Source organism: Streptosporangium longisporum (assembly GCF_039534895.1).
Lineage (GTDB): Bacteria > Actinomycetota > Actinomycetes > Streptosporangiales > Streptosporangiaceae > Streptosporangium > Streptosporangium longisporum.
This window is the reverse complement of record NZ_BAAAWD010000006.1, coordinates 691,581-710,240: the sequence shown is the minus strand read 5'-3', so window position 1 is coordinate 710,240 and position 18,660 is coordinate 691,581. Positions and strand designations below refer to the sequence as shown.

General features: G+C 73.1%; 15 protein-coding genes. 9 read left to right on the top strand and 6 right to left on the bottom strand.

Annotation, left to right across the window (positions count from 1 at the left end; all coding sequences use genetic code 11):
• Nucleotides 1-123 precede the first annotated feature (123 nt).
• The gene (locus ABD832_RS07170) at nt 124-1,137 is read right to left on the bottom strand and encodes a sugar phosphate isomerase/epimerase family protein (protein ID WP_344890130.1); all 1,014 of its coding nucleotides are present in this window, start codon (nt 1,135-1,137) and stop codon (nt 124-126) included.
• Between the two features lie 488 nt (nt 1,138-1,625).
• Between ABD832_RS07170 and ABD832_RS07165 the strand changes: the two genes are divergently transcribed.
• Together ABD832_RS07165 and ABD832_RS07160 are read left to right on the top strand one after the other, a co-directional pair.
• Nucleotides 1,626-2,567, top strand: a complete 942-nt coding sequence (locus ABD832_RS07165; protein ID WP_344890127.1) for a hypothetical protein — start codon at nt 1,626-1,628, stop codon at nt 2,565-2,567.
• Nucleotides 2,568-2,619: 52 nt separating this feature from the next.
• Nucleotides 2,620-3,420, top strand: a complete 801-nt coding sequence (locus tag ABD832_RS07160) for a class F sortase (RefSeq protein WP_344890124.1) — start codon at nt 2,620-2,622, stop codon at nt 3,418-3,420.
• A gap of 153 nt (nt 3,421-3,573) precedes the next feature.
• On the opposite strand, the gene ABD832_RS07155 is transcribed toward ABD832_RS07160, so the two are convergent.
• Nucleotides 3,574-4,464 carry an NAD(P)-dependent oxidoreductase gene (locus ABD832_RS07155; RefSeq protein WP_344890121.1) on the bottom strand — a complete coding sequence of 297 codons (891 nt, stop codon included), beginning with the start codon at nt 4,462-4,464 and terminating at the stop codon, nt 3,574-3,576.
• Nucleotides 4,465-4,524: 60 nt separating this feature from the next.
• Between ABD832_RS07155 and ABD832_RS07150 the strand changes: the two genes are divergently transcribed.
• Together ABD832_RS07150 and ABD832_RS07145 are read left to right on the top strand one after the other, a co-directional pair.
• Nucleotides 4,525-4,899 (top strand): winged helix-turn-helix transcriptional regulator, encoded by a 375-nt coding sequence (locus ABD832_RS07150; RefSeq protein WP_344890118.1) that lies wholly within the window; start codon nt 4,525-4,527, stop codon nt 4,897-4,899.
• 250 nt (nt 4,900-5,149) lie between these two features.
• On the top strand, nt 5,150-6,295 hold the full coding sequence (locus ABD832_RS07145) for an acetyl-CoA C-acetyltransferase (RefSeq protein WP_344890115.1): 1,146 nt from the start codon (nt 5,150-5,152) through the stop codon (nt 6,293-6,295).
• A 222-nt stretch (nt 6,296-6,517) separates the two neighbouring features.
• Here the strand turns inward: ABD832_RS07145 and ABD832_RS07140 are convergent, their stop codons facing one another.
• Together ABD832_RS07140 and ABD832_RS07135 are read right to left on the bottom strand one after the other, a co-directional pair.
• Nucleotides 6,518-6,730, bottom strand: coding sequence for a hypothetical protein (locus ABD832_RS07140; RefSeq protein WP_344890112.1), 213 nt, complete (start codon nt 6,728-6,730; stop codon nt 6,518-6,520).
• A 275-nt stretch (nt 6,731-7,005) separates the two neighbouring features.
• Nucleotides 7,006-7,719 (bottom strand): class I SAM-dependent methyltransferase, encoded by a 714-nt coding sequence (locus tag ABD832_RS07135; protein WP_344890109.1) that lies wholly within the window; start codon nt 7,717-7,719, stop codon nt 7,006-7,008.
• Nucleotides 7,720-8,093: 374 nt separating this feature from the next.
• Here ABD832_RS07135 and ABD832_RS07130 point away from each other — a divergent pair, with 374 nt between their 5' ends.
• Nucleotides 8,094-10,412: an ATP-binding protein gene (locus ABD832_RS07130; RefSeq protein WP_344890106.1), complete on the top strand. Its 2,319-nt coding sequence runs from the start codon at nt 8,094-8,096 to the stop codon at nt 10,410-10,412.
• Nucleotides 10,413-10,529: 117 nt separating this feature from the next.
• Here ABD832_RS07130 and ABD832_RS07125 read toward each other — a convergent pair whose 3' ends face one another.
• Nucleotides 10,530-11,615: an adenosine deaminase gene (locus tag ABD832_RS07125; protein ID WP_344890103.1), complete on the bottom strand. Its 1,086-nt coding sequence runs from the start codon at nt 11,613-11,615 to the stop codon at nt 10,530-10,532.
• A 94-nt stretch (nt 11,616-11,709) separates the two neighbouring features.
• Between ABD832_RS07125 and ABD832_RS07120 the strand changes: the two genes are divergently transcribed.
• The 4 genes from ABD832_RS07120 (at nt 11,710) to ABD832_RS07105 (ending at nt 17,397) form a co-directional block, all read left to right on the top strand.
• Nucleotides 11,710-12,210 carry a SigE family RNA polymerase sigma factor gene (locus ABD832_RS07120; RefSeq protein ID WP_344890100.1) on the top strand — a complete coding sequence of 167 codons (501 nt, stop codon included), beginning with the start codon at nt 11,710-11,712 and terminating at the stop codon, nt 12,208-12,210.
• A complete protein-coding gene (locus ABD832_RS07115) occupies nt 12,207-13,163 on the top strand; it encodes a PASTA domain-containing protein (protein WP_344890098.1) in 957 nt (318 codons plus the stop codon). Before ABD832_RS07120 ends, ABD832_RS07115 begins: the two co-directional genes overlap by 4 nt.
• Nucleotides 13,164-13,386: 223 nt before the next feature.
• On the top strand, nt 13,387-15,360 hold the full coding sequence (locus ABD832_RS07110) for an ATP-binding protein (protein WP_344890095.1): 1,974 nt from the start codon (nt 13,387-13,389) through the stop codon (nt 15,358-15,360).
• 189 nt (nt 15,361-15,549) lie between these two features.
• Nucleotides 15,550-17,397 (top strand): ATP-binding protein, encoded by a 1,848-nt coding sequence (locus tag ABD832_RS07105; RefSeq protein ID WP_344890092.1) that lies wholly within the window; start codon nt 15,550-15,552, stop codon nt 17,395-17,397.
• Between the two features lie 2 nt (nt 17,398-17,399).
• Here the strand turns inward: ABD832_RS07105 and ABD832_RS07100 are convergent, their stop codons facing one another.
• Nucleotides 17,400-18,605 (bottom strand): pyridoxal phosphate-dependent aminotransferase, encoded by a 1,206-nt coding sequence (locus ABD832_RS07100; protein WP_344890089.1) that lies wholly within the window; start codon nt 18,603-18,605, stop codon nt 17,400-17,402.
• Nucleotides 18,606-18,660 lie beyond the last annotated feature (55 nt).

Genomic DNA, 18,660 nt, shown 5'->3' with positions numbered 1-18,660 from the left:
CGGGTTCCCGCGGAGCCCGCGGAGCCCGCGGAGCCCGGGGGCGGGGGCCCGGACCGGAGGCGAGGGGGAGGATTCCGGCCGGGAGCCGGGGAACGGCGCCGGGGGGCCGGCGGGGCGGGGGCGTCACCGTTCGACGAGGGAGCTCAGCAGGGCCTGCTGGACGATGCGCTGCGCGGCCAGCGCGTCCTGGGCCTTCTGCGCGGCGGCGAGGGCCTCGCGATCCACCAGGTCGAGAGCGCGATGAATGTTCCTCATCACCCGTATACCCGCTCGGGCGGCTTCCACCGAGTTCTCGCGGAACGGGAATTGGTCGAGCTGCCAGACGCCGTCCCAGCCCGCGTCGCGCAGCGCGTAGAAGAACTCGAAGGTCTCGGTCAGGTGGACCGAGCCGACGACCATGTCGTCGTCCCAGCCGCGGTGGTTGTCGTTGACGTCGATGGCGAACAGGCGCCCGCGGGAGATCGCCAGCCGTGCCGCGTCCGCCGGGGACTCGCCGCCGTAGAGGGAGTGGCCGAAGTCCAGCAGGATGCCGACGTTGGGCAGGCCGATCTCCTCGATGGCCAGCAGGGTCTTGGCCGCGGAGGAGAAGACCATGCTGTTGCGCGGCTCGCGCGGCTTGTACTCGATCGCGAAGCGCAGGTCGGGGAAGGCCGTGGCCAGCTCGCGCACCGCGTCCAGGGAGAAGCGCCACAGCTCGGAGTGGTCGGCCTGGAAGGGGTAGTCCCATCCGTCCTGGCCGGGCCAGAGCTTCACGTAGTCGCATCCCAGCTCCCGGGCCGTCTCGGCGCCCCGGGAGACCAGCTCGACCGCCTGGCGGCGCACCTCGGCGTCGGGGTTGGTGAACGCGCCGCGGACGAAACGCCGGGTGTAGATCTCCGGCGTGACCGCGATCGCCCGCAGGCCGTTGCGCTCCAGGGCCGCCTTCACCTCGTCCAGGCCGAGCTCGGGCGGGTCGAAGGGGAATGTCAGGTCCACCACGGACAGATCGCCCACCTGGCCGGCCAGGTCGATCGCCTCCAGCGTGCTGACCGGCGGGCCGTAGCCGTCGGTGGCGTACCGGTCCACGTACCGCCCGAAGTGCCAGATACCTGCGCCGAAGGTCGGCTCTTGAATATCTATGCGTGAGTGACTAGACATAACCCTGACGGTAGGATCAGCCGGGCGTCCATGTCAATGAAATCTTTCGGCAATGTCCGCGACGCTCCGGAGTCACCGCCGGGACGGGCGGGCCGGTTCCACCGTGCCCGCCGGGGCTGCGGGGCGGAAGGCTCTCACCTGCGACGACGTCGACCTTGACCAGGTTTTTCCCCGTGATCCCGGCGCCGCCACCCGGGGGTCACGGGCGTGGGCCGGCGCGCGCCGTCCGGCCGGGAGGCTTATGACGATCTTCGGCGAAACATGCCGGTAACATGTATCGGTTGCCAGGGAAGACGGCTTTCGTCCCGCCGTTCGTGCTTCGTCCATGTAGCGTGGCGTTTGCGGTGGGATAGATGGGAATTTGTGTCCGTTTAGCCGACCGGCTCGCATGGCCGGGTTCGTGTTCGTAGGATCTATGCCGAACCTTGACCGAGACCTGTAAGCCCCCCACCGGTACGAGCCGGTGACATCCGGAACGAGGAGAGACCGTGCTGAAGTCCAGGACGCGGCGGCGTATGGCGGTCAAGACGGCCGTGATCGCGGCGGCGGGCGTAGGCGTCTTCGGTGCGTTCCCGGCGCTCGCCTCGATCTACGCCGCCCCCAAGCCCGTCACCTACACCTGCACGGTGGTCGGGGGCACGGCCATCGCACCCACGTTCGCGTTCCAGATGGACCTCACCGGTCCGACCGCGGCGGTGACCAACGCGCCGCTCACGGCCACCTGGAAGATCGGCGCCCCCAGTGGGACGCCCTCCTTCGTGGCGCCCATGCCCATCCCGGCGACCATGCGGCTCGTGATCGACGCCGACATGGACGTCTACAGCGTTCCCAGCACGCCCGCGCTGGTCCCCACCGGGCTGCGTTCGGTCGCCGCCACCGCTCCGGCCGTCGCGATCACGTCGGGTCAGCCGCTGACCGCGCCCCCGCTGGTCGTCACGGTGACGCCCACCGCCACCGGCGTCGTCGCCTTCCAGCCCGACACCTTCAGCGTCCTGATGAACACCGGCACCGGGACGGGCACCGGGACCGACACCGAGCTGTTCAGCTGCAGCGTCGCGGATCCGGTGCAGGCGAGCGCGGCGGCGCTGCAGGTCACCGTCAAGGCGACGATCTCCACCTCGACCTCCCCGAGCGCCTCCGCCTCGGTCAGCCCGAGTGCCTCCGCCTCGGTCAGCCCGAGCGCGTCGGCCAGCCCCAGCGCCTCGGCCACCCCCAAGCCGACGATCACCGTCACCCGGACCAGGACCTCCAAGCCCACCAGGAGCCCCGACGAGCAGATCGAGGAGACCCCCGACGGCGCGGCCTCCACGGGCGGCGGCGGGGACGCCGGGCCGGACGCCCGCACGATCATGTTCAGCGGCATGCTGATGGTGGCACTCGCCGGAGCCGGGGGCCTGGTGCTGCGGCGCCGCACCGCCGGGCGCGGCTGATCGGGGCCGCCGGATGACCGCCCCTCCGCCGGAAGGATGGCCGCCGGGACAGGTGCCCGGGTACCGGCCGGTGGGCCCGCCCTACCCGCCGCCCGGCGCGCAGCAGTACGGCCCGCCGTACGGGGAGTGGCCGCCCCCGGAGCCCCCCGCGCTCGACGGCGGGCGGGTGATGCGGTCGGTGCTCATCCTGGCGGGGATCGCCGGGGTGATCACGGTGCTGGTGGGCGTGCTGTTCATGCTGGCCTCCCCGGAGGAGTACGGCCTGGCCGACGGACGCACCACGCTGCCGCCGCGCAGCGAGGTGGCCGGGGCGCCGGCCGACCCGTACTTCAAGGGACCCGCGACCGCGCCGCCGCCGCAGCCCACCGTGCCGGCGGCACCGCCCATGCAGCCCTCGTCCCCGGTACGCCTGGTCATCCCCAAGCTCGGCGTCAACGCGCCGGTCAGGTCCGTGGGGCTGGACCGCAAGGGCGCGATCGAGGTGCCGCCGGTCGGCAACCCGAACCTGGTCGGCTGGTACCGCTCGGGTCCCACCCCCGGCGAGGCCGGTCCCGCGATCATGCTCGGGCACAAGGACACCCGCTCGGGGAGTGCGGTGTTCAGCCGCCTCGACGAGATCCGCAACGGCGACGTCATCGAGGTGCACCGCAAGGACGGCATCATCGCCGTCTACACGGTCGGCGGGCTGGAGCAGGCGGAGAAGTCGGTCTTCCCCACCCAGCGGGTGTACGGGGAGTCCCCCGTCCCGCGGCTGCACCTGATCACGTGCGGCGGCGTCTACGACCGCGCGACCGGCCACTACACCGACAACGTCATCGCCTACGCGACCATGACGAGCACCAGGAGCGCCTGAGCCGTTCCCCGGCCGCCCCGGACTCCCGCGGCGTCCCGGTCCCCGCGGTCACGCAGGGTCCCCGCGGTCCTCAGGGGCCCCGCGGTCACGGAGGGTCTCCGCGGTCACGCGGGGTCCCGGTGGTCAGGCCGGGTCGCCGCGGTCAGGCCGGCGTCACGCCGACGGGGTCCGGATCGTCTCGACGAGGCGCGCGAAGCTGTCGGAGCCCCGGCCCGCGTCGATCGCCCGCCGGGCGGTGGCGTGGGCGGCGGCCAGCACGCCGATGTCGAGGCCGTGCCCTTGCGCCGTGTGGACGATGTGCTCCATCCCGGCCGCGGCCGAGAGCAGGTCGGAGCCGTCCGCCGGGTACTCGCCCTTGTCGGCCTTGACGGCGAAGTCGTCGATGATGTCGGGGAGCAGGCCGCTGATCCCCTTGGCGTACGGGGCGAGGTCCCGGGCGGAGATGTTCTCCGCCGCGGCCAGCGCGAAGGCGTGCACGATGCCGCTCATCGCGGTCCAGAAGACGTCCAGCAGCGCGACGTCGTGGGCGGCGGCCCGGCCCGGGTCGGTGCCGAGGTGCACGGCCGTGCCGCCCAGCTGCTGCAGCACCGGCCGGTGCGCCTCGTACACGGACTCGGGCCCGCTGTACAGGACGAGGGTCGCAGGGCTGCCGATCACGGTGGTGGGGACCATGATCGCACCGTCCAGGTAGCCGGCGCCGGTCCCGGCGGCCCAGGCCGCGGTGGCGCGGGCACGGTCGGGGGAGTCGGCGGTGAGGTTCACCACCGTACGGCCCGCCAGCTCACCGGCCACGGGTTCGAGGATGGCGTGGACGGCGTCGTAGTCCAGCACGCAGACGACGACGAGAGGGCTCGCGGCGACCGCCTCGGCGGCCGTGGCGGCGAGGACGGCACCCTCGGCCACCACCTCGGCGGCCTTGCCCGCCGTGCGGTTCCAGACGGTGACGGGGTGACCGGCCCGCAGGAAGGTGGTGGCCAGGGCCCGGCCCATCGGCCCGAGGCCGAGGACGGTCACCGGCGAGGGCAGGCTGGGGGAATGGCTCATCGGGTGCTCCCGTTCAGAGGGGTGAGGACGATCGTGGATCGGTCGGAGGTCGGAGGGGACATGACCCGTGAGGTACACGTCTGTGGCGTCGGCGCCGCGATCGACATCGTCCAGGGCAAGTGGAAGACGTTCCTCCTCTGGACGCTCGCCGAACGGCCCCGCCGTTTCGGTGAGACCAGGCGGCTGGTGCCGGGCATCAGCGAGAAGGTGCTCACGGAGCAGCTGCGCGAGCTCGAGACGGACGGGATCGTCCACCGCGAGGTCTACGACGAGTCGCCACCGAGGGTGGAGTACTCGCTGACCGCGAAGGGACGAGGGCTCTTCGAGGCACTCGAAGTCCTGGACGTCTGGGGCAGGCGGCACCTTGAGGAGGATCGGGTGTCGGCCGGGGTGCGTGGCGCGCCTTCACCAGACTCCCTGTCGCGCGCGATCTGATCAAGTACGCACCTGGAAGTGGGTGCCCACCTCCGGGTACGTGACCCCGGTGCGTCGCACGACCGCTGCCCGGTGGCGGCCGGGGCGGGGGCTCCCGGGTTCGCCGGCCGGCCCGGCGGCCGGTTCGCTCCCGGATCGGGTCCGGCCTTGCGACGGTGGGCGAAGGCCCGCCCCGGGAAGGCGTGGACGAAAGTTCTGTTGTAATCTCCTACTGACCGAACATTGCTCGGTTTCATACGCAGGAGGCACTGTGGCAGAGGCGTACATCGTCGGGGCGGTCCGTACCCCGGTCGGTAAGAAGAAGGGCGGTCTGTCCACCGTCCACCCCACCGATCTGGCCGCGCACACCCTGGGAGCGCTGATCGAGCGCACCGGGGTCGACCCGTCCGCGGTCGAGGACGTGATCATGGGCTGTGTCATGCAGTTCGGCCCGCAGAGCATGGACATCGCGCGCAACGCCTGGCTGTCGGCGGGCCTGCCGGAGAGCGTCGCCGGTGTGACCATCGACCGCCAGTGCGGCTCCTCCCAGCAGTCGATCCACTTCGCGGCCCAGGGAGTGCTCTCGGGCACCCAGGACCTGGTGGTGGCCGCCGGGGTGGAGTCGATGAGCGTCGTCCCCATGGGGTCGAGCATCACCGCCGCCCTGGAGAAGGGCATGCCCTTCCCCTTCGGCGAGAAGTGGGTCGAGCGCTACGGCAAGCAGGAGATCTCCCAGTTCCGCGGCGCCGAGCTCATGTGCGAGAAGTGGAACCTCAAGCGCGACGAGCTGGAGCGGTACGCGTACGAGAGCCACCAGCGGGCGGCGAAGGCCATCGCGAACGGCTACTTCAAGGACCAGATCGCCCCGATCAACGGTGTCGAGGACGACGAGGGCCCCCGCCCGGACACCACCCTGGAGAAGATGGCGTCGCTGAAGACGCTGCGGGAGGACGGCCAGATCACGGCCGCCACCTCCTCGCAGATCTCCGACGGCTCGGGAGCGCTCCTGATCGCCTCCGAGCAGGCGGTCCGCGACCACGGCCTGACCCCCAGGGCGCGCATCGTCACCCTCGCGCTCACCGGCGACGACCCGGTCTACATGCTGACCGCGCCGATCCCGGCGACGCAGAAGGCGCTCAAGCGGGCGAACCTCTCCATCGACGACATCGACGTCACCGAGATCAACGAGGCGTTCGCCCCGGTCCCGCTGGCGTGGATCAACGACCTGGGCGCCGACCCGGCCAAGGTCAACCCGAACGGCGGCGCGATCGCCCTGGGCCACCCGCTGGGCGGCACCGGCGCGATCCTGATGACCAAGCTCCTGCACGAGCTGGAGCGGACCGGCGGCCGGTACGGGCTGCAGACGATGTGCGAGGGCGGCGGCCAGGCCAACGTCACGATCATCGAGCGTCTGTGACCCGGCGTCCGCGGCACCTCGCGGGGGCCGCGGCCCGCGACCGCGAGGTGTGATCGAGGTCCCGCGGCACACGGAAGGCCCCGGCCCCGGACTCCTCCGGGGCCGGGGCCTTCGTCGAACACGCGGTCCTCGCCCGGGAGGGCACGCCGTCCCCGGCGAGGCCCCGACCGCCTCGTGAACCCCCGGCCGGGGGTTCACGGAAGGGACGGGGCCCTCAGGGGATCAGCGACCACCCTTGCCCGGGATGCGGCGCGGCTGCCGGGTGGGCCTGATCGGCATCGGCGGCATCGGCCTCGGCGTCCGCTTGGGCACCGGGGGCGTGACGCGCTCGGCCGGCGGGGTCCGCGGCTCGAACGGTCCGTTGATCTTGACGGTCGTGACGGGAAGGGCGGACACGGGGCCGCCGTCGTGCTTCCGGGCGGCGTGAATTCGCATATGGACTCCTTGAGGCATGTGGCGACGCGGTGAGATCCCGGTCGAGACTCAGCTGCCGCGTCGGAACGGACGGGCCTGACGGCTGAGTGCGGGCGGATCAGCGATGGCTGATCGACGCCGGCTCCTAGGAGTTGATCCACATGTGAACGAGGTTACGTCGCCGCCGCCGGGACGTGCAAGACGTTTTCCGGCGGCGGCGCGCGGTGCGGTTCCAGTACGCGGTGTGGTTCCAGCGTGCGAGCCGCCGACGCGCGCGGGTCACCGCGACAGGCGCGTCACTTCTTGGGGACGCGGGCGACGCAGAAGACGGTCTGCCCGAACGGCGGGCGGACGAAGCGCTCGATGAGCCGGGTCAGCGGCACCACCGTACGGTCGTAGATCTTGACCAGGCGGGGGTCGGGGTAGCCGACACCGCCGCGCCGCACCGCGGCCCACCAGGCGATCCCGCCCAGGAAGTTGATCGGCTTGAGCACGTCGATGTCCAGGCCCGCCTTGGAGACCGTGCTGCGCAGGGTGGCGGGGGTGTAGCGGGTGACGTGGCCGACCTTGCGGTCGAAGTCCCCGTACAGCTGCATGTAGCCCGGCACCCAGATGATGATCCGGCCGCCGGGGAGGGTGACGTCGGCCAGCGACCGCAGGGCCTCGACGTCCTCCTCGATGTGCTCCAGGACGTTCATCAGCACGACGGTGTCGACCTTCTCGCCGATCGGGATCTCGGTCGGCAGGCCGAACTGCAGCACGTCGATGTCGTCGCGGCCCTCGAAGCGCTTGTTCAGCTGCTCCACGCAGTAGGGGTCGAAGTCGCTGACCACCAGCCGGTCCAGGCGGGGCAGGAACTGCTCGGCGAAATGGCCCAGACCGGAGCCGATCTCCAGCATGGAACGGCCCACGTGCGGGGCGACCATGTCGAACTCGTACTGCCGGTAGTTCTTGGCCTCGTCCCCACCGAGGTGGTTCTCCAGGGCCTCGTCACCGGCCGCGGGTTGCACTACGCGGTCATACCCAGACATGCGGTTCCGTCCAGCTCGTTCGGGGAAGGCCGCGGCGCGAACCGCGGATCAGGGACAGCCAGAGTCTAGTGGCCCCGCCCGCACCGCGGCCTCCCGACGATCGATGCCGGACCCGGCCGTCCGCGCCCCACCGGGATCGGGGCCCCGTTCCGCCCCTGGTTACCGGCTCCGCCGAATCACCGATAAAGCACCTGCATTCTCGCCCTTTCCTCCGTACGGGAGAAGTCCGGCCCGGATGCGGCGGTGAGATGTGCACCGCAGGGCAAGGAAAGCCCCCCTGGAAAACGATGACCCGGCCGTTCGTGATGTGGGAGGAGTGCGATTCCCGGTAAGTGAAAAAGGAGCGCGAACCCATGGAACAGGTCCAGTGGTGGCGTGGGAACCTCCCCGCGGAGACGGATTCCCTCATCGGCCGGGAGAGCGAGGTGCGGCGGTTGCTGAAGCTCGTGGCCGACACGCCGCTGACCACGGTCACCGGTGCCGGAGGCGTCGGCAAGTCCCGGATCGCGGTCAGGGCCGCGCGGGAGCGGCACGGCCACCACCCGGACGGGGCCTGGCTGGTGGAGCTGTCCGGTGAGCGCAACGGCGACCTGCTCGCCGACACGGTCGCGGCCGTGCTCGGCCTTCCCGAGCGGTCCGCGCGGCCGCAGACCGAGGCGCTGGCCGGGTTCCTCGCGGGCAGGAGGCTCCTGCTGCTCCTCGACGGGTGCGAGCACGTCCTGCCCGCCTGCCGGGAGCTCGTCACCGCGATCGGGGCGGCCGCTCCGGACGTGCGGATCGTCGTGACCTCCCGCCGCCCGCTGGGACTCACGCGGGAGGCGCTGCTGCACGTCGAGCCCTTCGACGTGCCCGGCCCGCGGGACCCCGTCGGCCCGGCGGTACGTCCCCGGACGCAGGGACGCTCCTCGTGGGAGGGGCCTGCGGGCCGCGACGCGCTCCGGTTCTTCCTCGACCGCGCCGCCGCCGTGCCGAAGGCGGAACCGGCCGGAACCGGCCCGGCACGGACGGAAGCCGCAACGCCCGCGGAGACGGGCAGGCTCGCGGGGGCGAGGAGGACGACGGCGACGGCGAAGGCAGGGGCGAAGGCGGGGACGACCACGGAGACGGGTACGACCGCGCGGGCGACGGTGGAGGCGGGGCTCAGGATCTGCCGCCTGCTGCACGGTGTCCCGCTCGCCGTCGAACTGGCGGCCGGAGGGCTCCGTACGGTGTCGCCGGGACGGCTCGCGGACCTGGTGGAGAACCGCCTGCGCGAGCCGTCCGGCAGGAGCGTCCCGGCCGGCCGCCCGCGGACCCTTCCCGGCGGGACCGCCCTCACCGGGACCGCCCTCACCGGGACCGCCCTCACCGGGACCGTCCTCGACGAGCCCGTGCGCGACCCGGACACCTGCGACCGGGCCGTGCGCGCCGCGCTCGACGTGGCCCACGACCTGTGCACCCGCAGGGAGCGGCTGCTCTGGGCCGGGCTCTCGGTCTTCGCGGGGGGCTTCACGGCGGCCGACGCCGAGTGGATCTGCGGTGGCGGGGACCTGTACGACGTGCCGGAGCTGCTGGAGCGGCTGGCCGCGCGGTTCCTGCTGGACCGGATCCCCGGTGGCTACCGGCAGCCGGTCGCGGTCCGGGAGTACGGCGGCGAGCGGCTCGCCCTGCGCGGCGACGAGGCGACGACGACGCGCCGGCACCGCTACCACTACCTGGACCTGGCGCGCCGGGCCGAGGCCGGCTGGTACGGACCCGGGCAGGAGGAGTGGGCGGCCAGGCTGGCCTTCTCCATGGCCGACCTGCGCGCCGCCCTCGACGTGACCTCCCCGGTCCGCGTCGAGCTGGCCGGCACGCTCTGGATCCTCTGGTTCTGCCTGGGACGGCTGAACGAGGGCCGCTACCACATGGGCCGGGCGATCGAGACGGCCCCGGTGACCGATCCCGGGCTGCCCCGGCTGCTGTGGGCGGACGGCTGCGTGGCCATCGCCCGGGGCGAGCTGGAACAGGGCCGCTGCCGGGCCGAGGCCGCCCTGTCCGCGGCGCTCGACTGGGGGGACTACGCGGCGGCCGGGCACGCTCAGCTCGGGCTGGCCAGCCGGTCGCTGCTCGCCGGAGCCCTGGACGAGGTCGAGCCCCGCGTCGAGCGCGTGCGCGAGTGCTTCCGCAGGGCCGAGACGGCCACCGTCAGCGAGCCGCTCGCCCTGGTGACGGCGGCGACGGCCGTCACCTGGCGCGGCGAGTTCGGCCGGGCCGTCTCGGTGCTGCAGGAGGTGCAGCGGCTCTGCGACGCGCGCGGCGAACGCTGGGTCCGCGCCTGCGGGGACTACGTGCTGTCCATCGCCCAGCTCGGCCTCGGCCGGCCGGCCGAGGCGGCGGAGGCCGCCCGGCAGTCGCTCGACGCCAAGTGGCGCCTGCGCGACGCCATCGGGGTGGCGCTGGCCGTCGACCAGCTCGCGGTGATCGCCGCGGTCCAGGGCGACGGCCGCCGCACCGCCAGGCTCCAGGGGGCGGGGGTACGGCTCGGGGCGACCTTCGGGCTCCGCGACCTCGGCTCCGAGGGCATGTCCGAGCCGAGGACCGTCGCCCAGCGGACCGCCAGGCAGCTGCTCGGCGACGAGACCTACGAGGCGCTCTTCGCCGAGGGCTACGGGGACGAGCCGGACGCGGCGGTCGCCTACGCCCTGCGGTGAGGGTCGATCCGGTCGTCCCGCTCGACCGTCCGACACCGGCCGGTCGTCCCGCTCAGCCGTCCGACACCGGCCGGTCGCCCTCCCGCTCAGCCGTCCGACGCCGACCGGTCGTCCCGCTCACCCCTCCGACGACGGCCGGTCGCCGATCCGCTCGGTGCCCGACGCAGGCCGGTCGCCGTCCCGCCCGTCGTCCGACGCCAGCCAGTCGTCGATGCCCTGGAAGAGCCGCTTGCGCACCTCCTCCGGGGCGGCCGAGACCCGGATCGACTGGCGGGCCAGCTCGGCCAGCTCCGGGTCGGAGAATCCGTACACCTGCCTGGCCAGCTCGTACTGGGGCAGCAGGCGGGCACCGAAGAGCAGCGGGTCGTCGGCGCCCAGCGCGATCGGCACCCCCGCCTCGAACAGGCGCCGCAGCGGCACGTCCTCGGCCCGCTCGACCACCCCGAGGCCGACGTTGGACGTCGGGCAGACCTCGCAGGCGATCCCCCGCGCGGCCAGGCGCTCCATGAGCCGCGGCGACTCGGCCGCGCGCACCCCGTGGCCGACCCGGTCGGCCTCCAGCACGTCCACGCACTCGGCCACGCTGGCGGCGCCCAGCAGTTCCCCGCCGTGCGGCACGGCCAGCAGCCCGGCCCGCTTGGCGAGCCGGAAGGCCCCGTCGAAGTCGCGGGCCCGGCCGCGCCGCTCGTCGTTGGAGAGACCGAACCCGACCACGCCCTGGTCCATGTAGCGCGTGGCCAGGCGGGCCAGCGTCTTGGCGTCCAGCGGATGGCGGGTGCGGTTGGCGGCCACCACCACCGCGATCCCTATCCCGGCGTGGTCGGCGGCCCTGCGCGTCGCGTCGAGCATCAGCTCCATGGCCGAGGTGAGGCCGCCGAACGTCGAGGCGTACCCGGACGGGTCGATCTGGATCTCCAGCCAGCCCGACCCCTCGGCCGCCTCGTCCTCGGCCGCCTCGCGCAGCAGGCGGTAGACGTCGCTCTCGCGCTGCAGCACCGAGCGCGCGATGTCGTACAGCCGCTGGAAGCGGAACCAGCCCCGTTCGTCGGTCGCCCGCAGCTGCGGCGGCCAGTCCTCCTTCAGGGAGTCGGGAAGGTGTGAGCCGTGCCCACGGGCGAGCTCGACGAGGGTCGAGTGCCGCATGGAGCCGGTGAAGTGCAGGTGCAGGTGAGCCTTGGGCAGTTCGCTGAGGGGACGTGGCATTTCAACATGGTGCCGTACCCGGGGTGGTCGCGATGTTTCTTGGTCTCAACCTGACGGGGTCTCCGTACGTTGGGGAGGGCGAAAGGGGACCTCGATGACGGAAGAAGACGAGGCGGCCTTCGACGAGTTCCTGGCCGCACGGAGTACGGCGCTGCTGCGTACCGCGATCCTGGTCTGCGGCGCGTCGCCGCACGACGCCGAGGACCTGGTGCAGAACGCGCTGGAGAAGGTCTACCGGCACTGGGGCCGGATCCGGCACGACAATCCCGAGTCCTACGCCCGCAGGGTCGTGGTGAACGCCGCGATCAACGTCTCCCGGCGCCGCAGGGTGATCCAGGAGATCACCTTCGCCCGTCCCCCGGAGACCGCGGTGGACGCGCCGGACGTGGACCTGCGCGACGCGCTCCTGGCCGAGCTGCGCAGGCTGCCCGCGCGGATGCGGGCGGTGCTGGTGCTGCGCTACTGGGAGGACCTGTCGGAGAACGAGACCGCCACGTTGATGGGCTGCTCGGCGGGGACCGTGAAGAGCCAGGCCGCACGGGGGCTGGCCAGGATCCGCGAGCGGATGGGCACTTTGGAAGGGGTACGGGGATGACGCTGGAACAGGAACTGTCCGAGGCGATGGGGGAGCACGTGGCCGACGTGCGGGCCTCCTCCCTGATGGGTACGAAGATCCGCCGCCGGCACCGCGGCAGGCGGGTCCGGGTCCGCACGGCCGGGGCCGCCCTGGTCACGGTCGCGGTGGCCGGGGCCGTTCCCTCGTACCTGGCGCTGACCGAGGGGCCGCGGGCCACGGTGGCCGGTCCGGCCGGGACGGATTCCGAGGCCAGGGCCGGGATCGCCCCGCCGGTCGAGGTGCCGCGCGCGATCAAGATGACCGTGGCCGAGGCCAGGGCGGTCCTGGAGGCGGCGGGCCTGACGGCGAGCGTCGAGGGCGAGACCGGCGAGGCGGGCCTGGTGGTCGAGCAGACCCCGCACATCGGGGAGAGCGTCCCCCGCGGGTCCACGGTCAGGCTGGTGGCGATCGACCCGGCCCGGCCCGCGCCGTCCTCGACGACCGATGGCCCCGAGGAGAGGATGACGATGCCGCAGGACCTCGGTGACCTCGGGGACGGCCGCGCGTTCGGCGGCGTCAGGTTCGGCTACCTGCCCGACGGCCTGGAATGGGGGAAGTGGTCGGGCAAGAACGGCTTCGGCACCACGAGCTACACCACGACCTGGCAGCGGCCGGGCCTGCCCGAGGGAGAGTACGACGTCCAGGCCGTGGTCTACCGGGACGGCGCGGTCGCGCAGCTGAAGAAGCGGATGAAGGGGTACGAACGGCAGGGCGCCGAGCCGATCACGATCGACGGGCGCACCGCGTACCTCGTCCGGGCGGGCGAGGCCGCCTCCCAGCTCGACGAGAACGGCACCCTCACGCTCGTGTGGACCGAGAACCGGGACGTGGCCGTCGAGGTCATGATGAGCCCCGGCTACGCCGGTGAGTTCGGCGACCGGGCCGGGACAGAGATGAGGAAGATCGCCGAGGGGGTCGAGCCCACGAGGTGAGGCCGGGTCGGCGGTCGATCCCTCTCACCGTTTCCCCCGCGGTTCGGTAATTACGCTTTTACCTCAAAGGTGTTATTTCGGACGGACGTCACCGGTTTTCGGCGGCGTCCGTCCATATCTCATTCCGCCATATATCAAGGAAATCTGGGAAACGGGCTTTCAGTCGAGCGCGCCCCCGTGCGACCGTAGAGCCACACGTTGTCAGGAAGACGGTGGGGCTGCCATGGAAGCGGACGTCTTCGTCGGCAGGGAGACCGAACTCGCCGACGTGTCCGCCCTGCTGGAGAGGGTCCGGCACGTCACGCTGACCGGTCCCGCCGGAGCCGGCAAGACCGCCCTGGCCCTGCGGCTGGCCCGCACCCTCGCGCCGGCGTTCCCCGGCGGGGTGCACGTCGTGGAGCTGGCCGAGGCGCCCGCGGACCTGGACTCCCTGGCCGGGACGCTCGCCGACGCGATCGGCGCCCCTCGGCGGCCACGGACCCCGGCGCTGCGCGCGCTGGCCGACGGGCTCGCCGAGCGCCGGAGCCTGCTGATCCTCGACACCTGCGACCGCGTGGTCGGCGCCGCGGGCATCCTGGTCGGCCTGCTGCTGCGCTCCGTCGAGGAACTGCGCGTCCTGACCACCAGCAGGCAGCGGCTGGGCCTGCCCGGTGAGCACCTCTACCCGGTCGGCGGGCTCCGCGACGCGGACGCCGTCCGGCTGCTGACCGCCCTGGGTCCCGGCCGCCCCGACCCCGGCGACACCGGCGGCCTCGACGTCCCCGACGTCCCCGACAGGGCCGACACGGACCCGGCAGGGTTCTGCGGGAGCCTGGACAACCTGCCGCTGGCCATCCGGCTCGCCGTGACCGGCCCGACGGCGGACGGCACCGTCCACCGGCACACCTCCATGCGCGTCGCCCTCGGCTGGAGCCACGAGCTCTGCACCCCGCTGGAGCGCCTGCTCTGGGCTCGGGCCTCGGTCTTCGCCGGCACCTTCGACCTGGAGGCGGCCGAGGGGGTCTGCGCCGACGACGCCCTCGCCTCCGCCGACGTCCTCGACGGATTGCTCGGCCTGCTCGACAAGTCCGTCCTGGTCCGCGAGGAGGGTGAGGGCGGGGTCCGCTACCGCCTGCTGAACACCGTCCGCGACTTCGGCGCCGTCTGGCTGGACCGGCTCGGCGAGACCGAGGAGATCCGTCGCCGGCACCGCGACCACTACCTCGCCCTGTCCGCCCGCGCCGAGATGAGCTGGCAGGGCCGCCAGCTGGAGTGGTACCGCAGGCTGGTCCTCGAGTGCGGCAACATGCGCGGTGCCATCGAGTACTGCTACGCCAGGCCCGAGGAGTACCGCAGGGGCCTGGACCTGGTCGGCAACCTGTGGTTCCTGTGGGCCTGCTGCGGCATGCAGGCGCCCGGCGACGACCTCCTGCAGCGGGGCCTGGACCTGGAGCACGCCGCGGGCCCCGAGCGGGTCAAGGCCCTGTGGGTGCACGCCTGGGTCTCGATCCAGCGCGGCGACCTGGAACGCGCCGAGCGGACCCTGGCCGAGTGCGCCGCCCAGGACGCCGACGGCTACGCCACCGCCTACGTCAGCCAGTTCCAGGCCCACCTGGCCGTCGTCAGGGGCGACGTGGGCGAGGCGCTGCGGCTCATCAAGCACGCCCGGGTACGGCACCGCTCCACCGGCAACGTCTTCCCCGGCTTCCTGCCCACCTACACGGTGGTCGCCACCGCCATGATGCTCACCGGCCGCCACGACCAGGCCGTGTCCGTGCTGCGCGAGGGACGCGAGCTCTGCGACTCCTGCGGCGACTACTGGACCCTCATCCGCCTGGACCTCCTGCTGGGCCAGGCCGAGCACCTCCTGGGCAACACCGCCTCCGCGGCCGCCTCCGCCCGCGACTCGCTGCGCGGAGCCCGCCTGTTCGGGGACACGGTCTCGCTCATGGAGGCGCTGGAGGTGTTCGTCGTGATCGCCGAGTCGTGCGGCGACGACGTCCTCGCCGCCACCCTGTTCGGGGCCTCGGGGGCCGCGTGGCGCGAGGCCGAGGTCCCGCCCAGCCGGTCCCCCATGATCGCGAACCTGCTCCGCACCGCGGAGCTGCGGCTGCGCGGGCGCCTGGGCAGGACGAAGTTCGAACGGCTGCTGGAACAGGGAGGTTCGATCAGCCTGCGGGACGCCGTGGACCACGCGCTGCGGGGAGAGTCTTCTTGACGCGGCGCGGCAACCTGCCGATCGAGATGAACAGCTTCGTCGGCCGCGCGGCCGAACTCGGCGAGATCGCGGAACTGCTCACCCGCACCCGCCTGCTCACCCTGCACGGGGCCGGGGGGGGTCGGCAAGACGCGCCTGGCCCTGCAGGCCGCGCGCGTCCTGCAGGGTGGCCACCCCGACGGGGTCTGGGTGGCCGAGCTCTCCGACGAGACCGACGGGGACCTGCTCGCGGGCGTCGTCGCCGGCGCCTTCGGCCTGTACGAGACCGGCGGGCGCCCGATCCTGGACCGCCTCGTCGACCTCCTCTCGGCCCGGCGCCTCCTGCTCGTGCTCGACGCCTGCGAGCACCTCGTCGGACCCTGCGCCGCCGTGGTCACGGCCCTGCTGGACGGCGTGCCCGGCATCCGGATCATGGTGACCAGCCGCCAGGAGCTCGGCCTGCCGGCGGAGGTCGTGCTGCCCGTCGAGCCGTTCCCGGTGCCCCCGCCGGAGGCCGCCGACCTCGCCGGCTACGACGCGATGAGCCTCTTCCTCGACCGCGCCACGGCCGTCGCCCCCGGCCTGCGCACCGACGAGCGGGCCCTGATGGCCGTCGCCAGGCTCTGCAGGAGGCTCGACGGCATGCCGCTCGCCATCGAGCTGGCGGCCAGCCACATGCGCGGGCTCTCGGCGACCCAGCTCGCCGACCGGTTCGAGAACCGCTTCGGGCCGCCCTCCGGCGGCGTGGGACTGCTCCTGCGCCACACGCTGCACGCCGCCACCGGCTGGAGCCACGAGCTGTGCACCCCGGCCGAACGCCTGCTCTGGGCCCGCCTGTCGGTCTTCGCCGGCACCTTCGGCGCGGAGTCGGCGCGCGGCGCCTGCGAGGACGGGCGCCTGCCCGGCGTGCCCGAGGTGCTCGACGCGCTCGCGGCCAAGTCCGTCGTCACCCGGGTCGGGGACCGGTACCGGCTGCTCGACACCATCAGGGACTACGGCCGCGACCGGCTCGACGAACTCGGCGAGACGGACCTGACGATCCGCCGGCACCGCGACCACTACCTGTCCGCCGCCCGGCGGATGAGCGCGCGCTGGTCCGGCCCGGACCAGATCGCCTGGGCCGACTGGGCGTACGGGGAACTGCGCGACATCCGGGCCGCCCTCGACCGCTGCCTGGCCTCCGGCGACCCCCGTACGGCACTGGAGCTGGCCGGGGCCCTGCGGGTGCTCTGGTGCCACCTGGGCCTCGTCCGCGAGGGCCGCCGCTACCTGGACCGCGCGCTGGCCGCGGTCGCCGCCCCCGACCGGGTGAGGTCCAGGCCGCTGTGGGTGGCCGCCCACCTCGCGGTCGTCCAGGGCGACATGTCGCTGGCGCGCGCCAGGGCCGAGGAGTGCCTGGAGTCGGCCCGGTACCACGGCGACACCGAGGCCGAGGCCGAGGCCCACCTCCGCCTGGCCGCGACCGACATGCTGGCCGGTGACCTGGAGGGCGCCCGGGAGCGCGTGCTGCGCGGGGCCGCAGGGCTGCGGCGGACCGGGACGGAGTCGCCCGGCGTGCTCCTGGTCCCCCTGCTGCTCGCGGGGATCGCCACCTTCGGCGGCGACCTCGACGAGGCGGTGGAGATCCTGCGCGAGACGCGCCGCAGGTGCGAGGCGCGCGGCGAGCTGTGCCAGCGCGCCATGGCCGACTACGTCCTGTCGCTGGCCCTGTTCAGCCGCAGGGAGCTCACCGCGGCCGCCGCCGCGGCCAGGGCGGCGCTGGAGACCAAGTGGCGGCTGCGGGACACGGTCGGCAGCGTCCTGGCCATCGGCCAGCTCGCCAGGATCGCGGCCGGCGCGGGCGACGGCCTTCGCGCGGCCTGGCTGCTGGGCGCCGCCCGGCGGATCTGGATCACCTTCGGGCTGCCCGGCCAGGGCGTGGACTCGGTGTTCGAGCTCCGCGAGGCCGCCGCGGCCCGCGCGGCGACCCTGATCGGTGAGGCCGCCTTCACGCGGGCCTTCGAGGAGGGCTCGGCCGCCCACTTCGACGCCGCGGTGGCCTACGCCCTGCGGGACTGAGCTCAGCCGGCCTGGCCGAGGAACTTGGCGATGCGTCCCACACCCTCGGCGAGGTCGTCGTCGCCGAGCGCGTACGACAGCCGGAAGTAGCCCGGGGTGCCGAAGGCCTCGCCGGGGACGACCGCCACCTCGGCCTCCTCCAGGATGATCTCGGCCAGCTCCGCGGAGGTCGCCGGGCGCCTGCCGCCGAACTCCCTGCCCAGCAGCCCCTTGACCGACGGGTAGGCGTAGAACGCGCCCAGCGGCTCGGGACAGAGCACCCCCGGGATCTCGTTGAGCATCCGGACCATGGTCCGGCGGCGCCGGTCGAAGGCCTCGCGCATCTCGGCCACCGCCGACAGGTCACCGCTCACCGCGGCCAGCGCGGCGATCTGGGCGACGTTGGAGACATTGGACGTGGCGTGCGACTGCAGGTTGGCCGCGGCCTTGACGACGTCCTTGGGACCGATCAGCCAGCCCACCCGCCAGCCGGTCATCGCGTAGGTCTTGGCGACGCCGTTCAGGATCACGACCCTGTCGCCCAGCTCCGGGACCACCGTGGCGATGCTCGCGAACGTCGCGTCACCGTACGTGAGGTGCTCGTAGATCTCGTCGGTGACGACCCACAGGTCGTGCTCGGCCGCCCAGCGGCCGATCCGCGCGACCTCGTCGGGGCCGTACACGGCGCCGGTCGGGTTGGAGGGGGAGACGAACAGCAGGACCTTGGTGCGGTCGGTGCGGGCCGCCTCCAGCTGCTCCACGCTCGCGAGGTAGCCGGTGGTCTCGTCGGTCACCACGTCGACCTGCACGCCCCCGGCGAGCTTGATCGCCTCGGGGTAGGTCGTCCAGTACGGGGCCACGACCAGGACCTCGTCACCCGGGTCGAGCAGCGTGGCGAACGCCTCGTAGACGGCCTGCTTGCCGCCGTTGGTCACCAGCACCTGGGACGCGTCCACCCGGTAGCCGGAGTCGCGGAGGGTCTTGTCGGCGATCGCCTGCTTCAGCTCGGGAAGGCCCCCGGCCGGCGTGTACTTGTGGAACCGCGGGTTCCGGCAGGCCTCGGCGGCGGCCTCGACGATGTAGCCGGGGGTCGCGAAGTCCGGCTCGCCGGCGCCGAAGCCGATGACCGGGCGGCCCGCCGCCTTCATCGCCTTGGCCTTGGCGTCCACGGCGAGCGTGGCGGACTCGGAGATCGCGGAGATACGCGCTGAGATGCGAGGACGGGTCATGCCTCCATGGTTACAGACCTGTGCCGCCGATCCCGCCGGATATCCACCATCCGGA

What these genes read in the sequence shown, in the direction of transcription:
- ABD832_RS07130 (WP_344890106.1), top strand. Translation starts at nt 8,094, where the DNA reads ATGGAACAGGTCCAGTGGTGGCGTGGGAACCTCCCCGCGGAGACGGAT.
- ABD832_RS07150 (WP_344890118.1), top strand. Translation starts at nt 4,525, where the DNA reads ATGACCCGTGAGGTACACGTCTGTGGCGTCGGCGCCGCGATCGACATC.
- ABD832_RS07125 (WP_344890103.1), bottom strand. Translation starts at nt 11,615, where the DNA reads ATGCCACGTCCCCTCAGCGAACTGCCCAAGGCTCACCTGCACCTGCAC.
- ABD832_RS07115 (WP_344890098.1), top strand. Translation starts at nt 12,207, where the DNA reads ATGACGCTGGAACAGGAACTGTCCGAGGCGATGGGGGAGCACGTGGCC.
- ABD832_RS07140 (WP_344890112.1), bottom strand. Translation starts at nt 6,730, where the DNA reads ATGCGAATTCACGCCGCCCGGAAGCACGACGGCGGCCCCGTGTCCGCC.
- ABD832_RS07100 (WP_344890089.1), bottom strand. Translation starts at nt 18,605, where the DNA reads ATGACCCGTCCTCGCATCTCAGCGCGTATCTCCGCGATCTCCGAGTCC.
- ABD832_RS07120 (WP_344890100.1), top strand. Translation starts at nt 11,710, where the DNA reads ATGACGGAAGAAGACGAGGCGGCCTTCGACGAGTTCCTGGCCGCACGG.
- ABD832_RS07155 (WP_344890121.1), bottom strand. Translation starts at nt 4,464, where the DNA reads ATGAGCCATTCCCCCAGCCTGCCCTCGCCGGTGACCGTCCTCGGCCTC.
- ABD832_RS07170 (WP_344890130.1), bottom strand. Translation starts at nt 1,137, where the DNA reads ATGTCTAGTCACTCACGCATAGATATTCAAGAGCCGACCTTCGGCGCA.
- ABD832_RS07110 (WP_344890095.1), top strand. Translation starts at nt 13,387, where the DNA reads ATGGAAGCGGACGTCTTCGTCGGCAGGGAGACCGAACTCGCCGACGTG.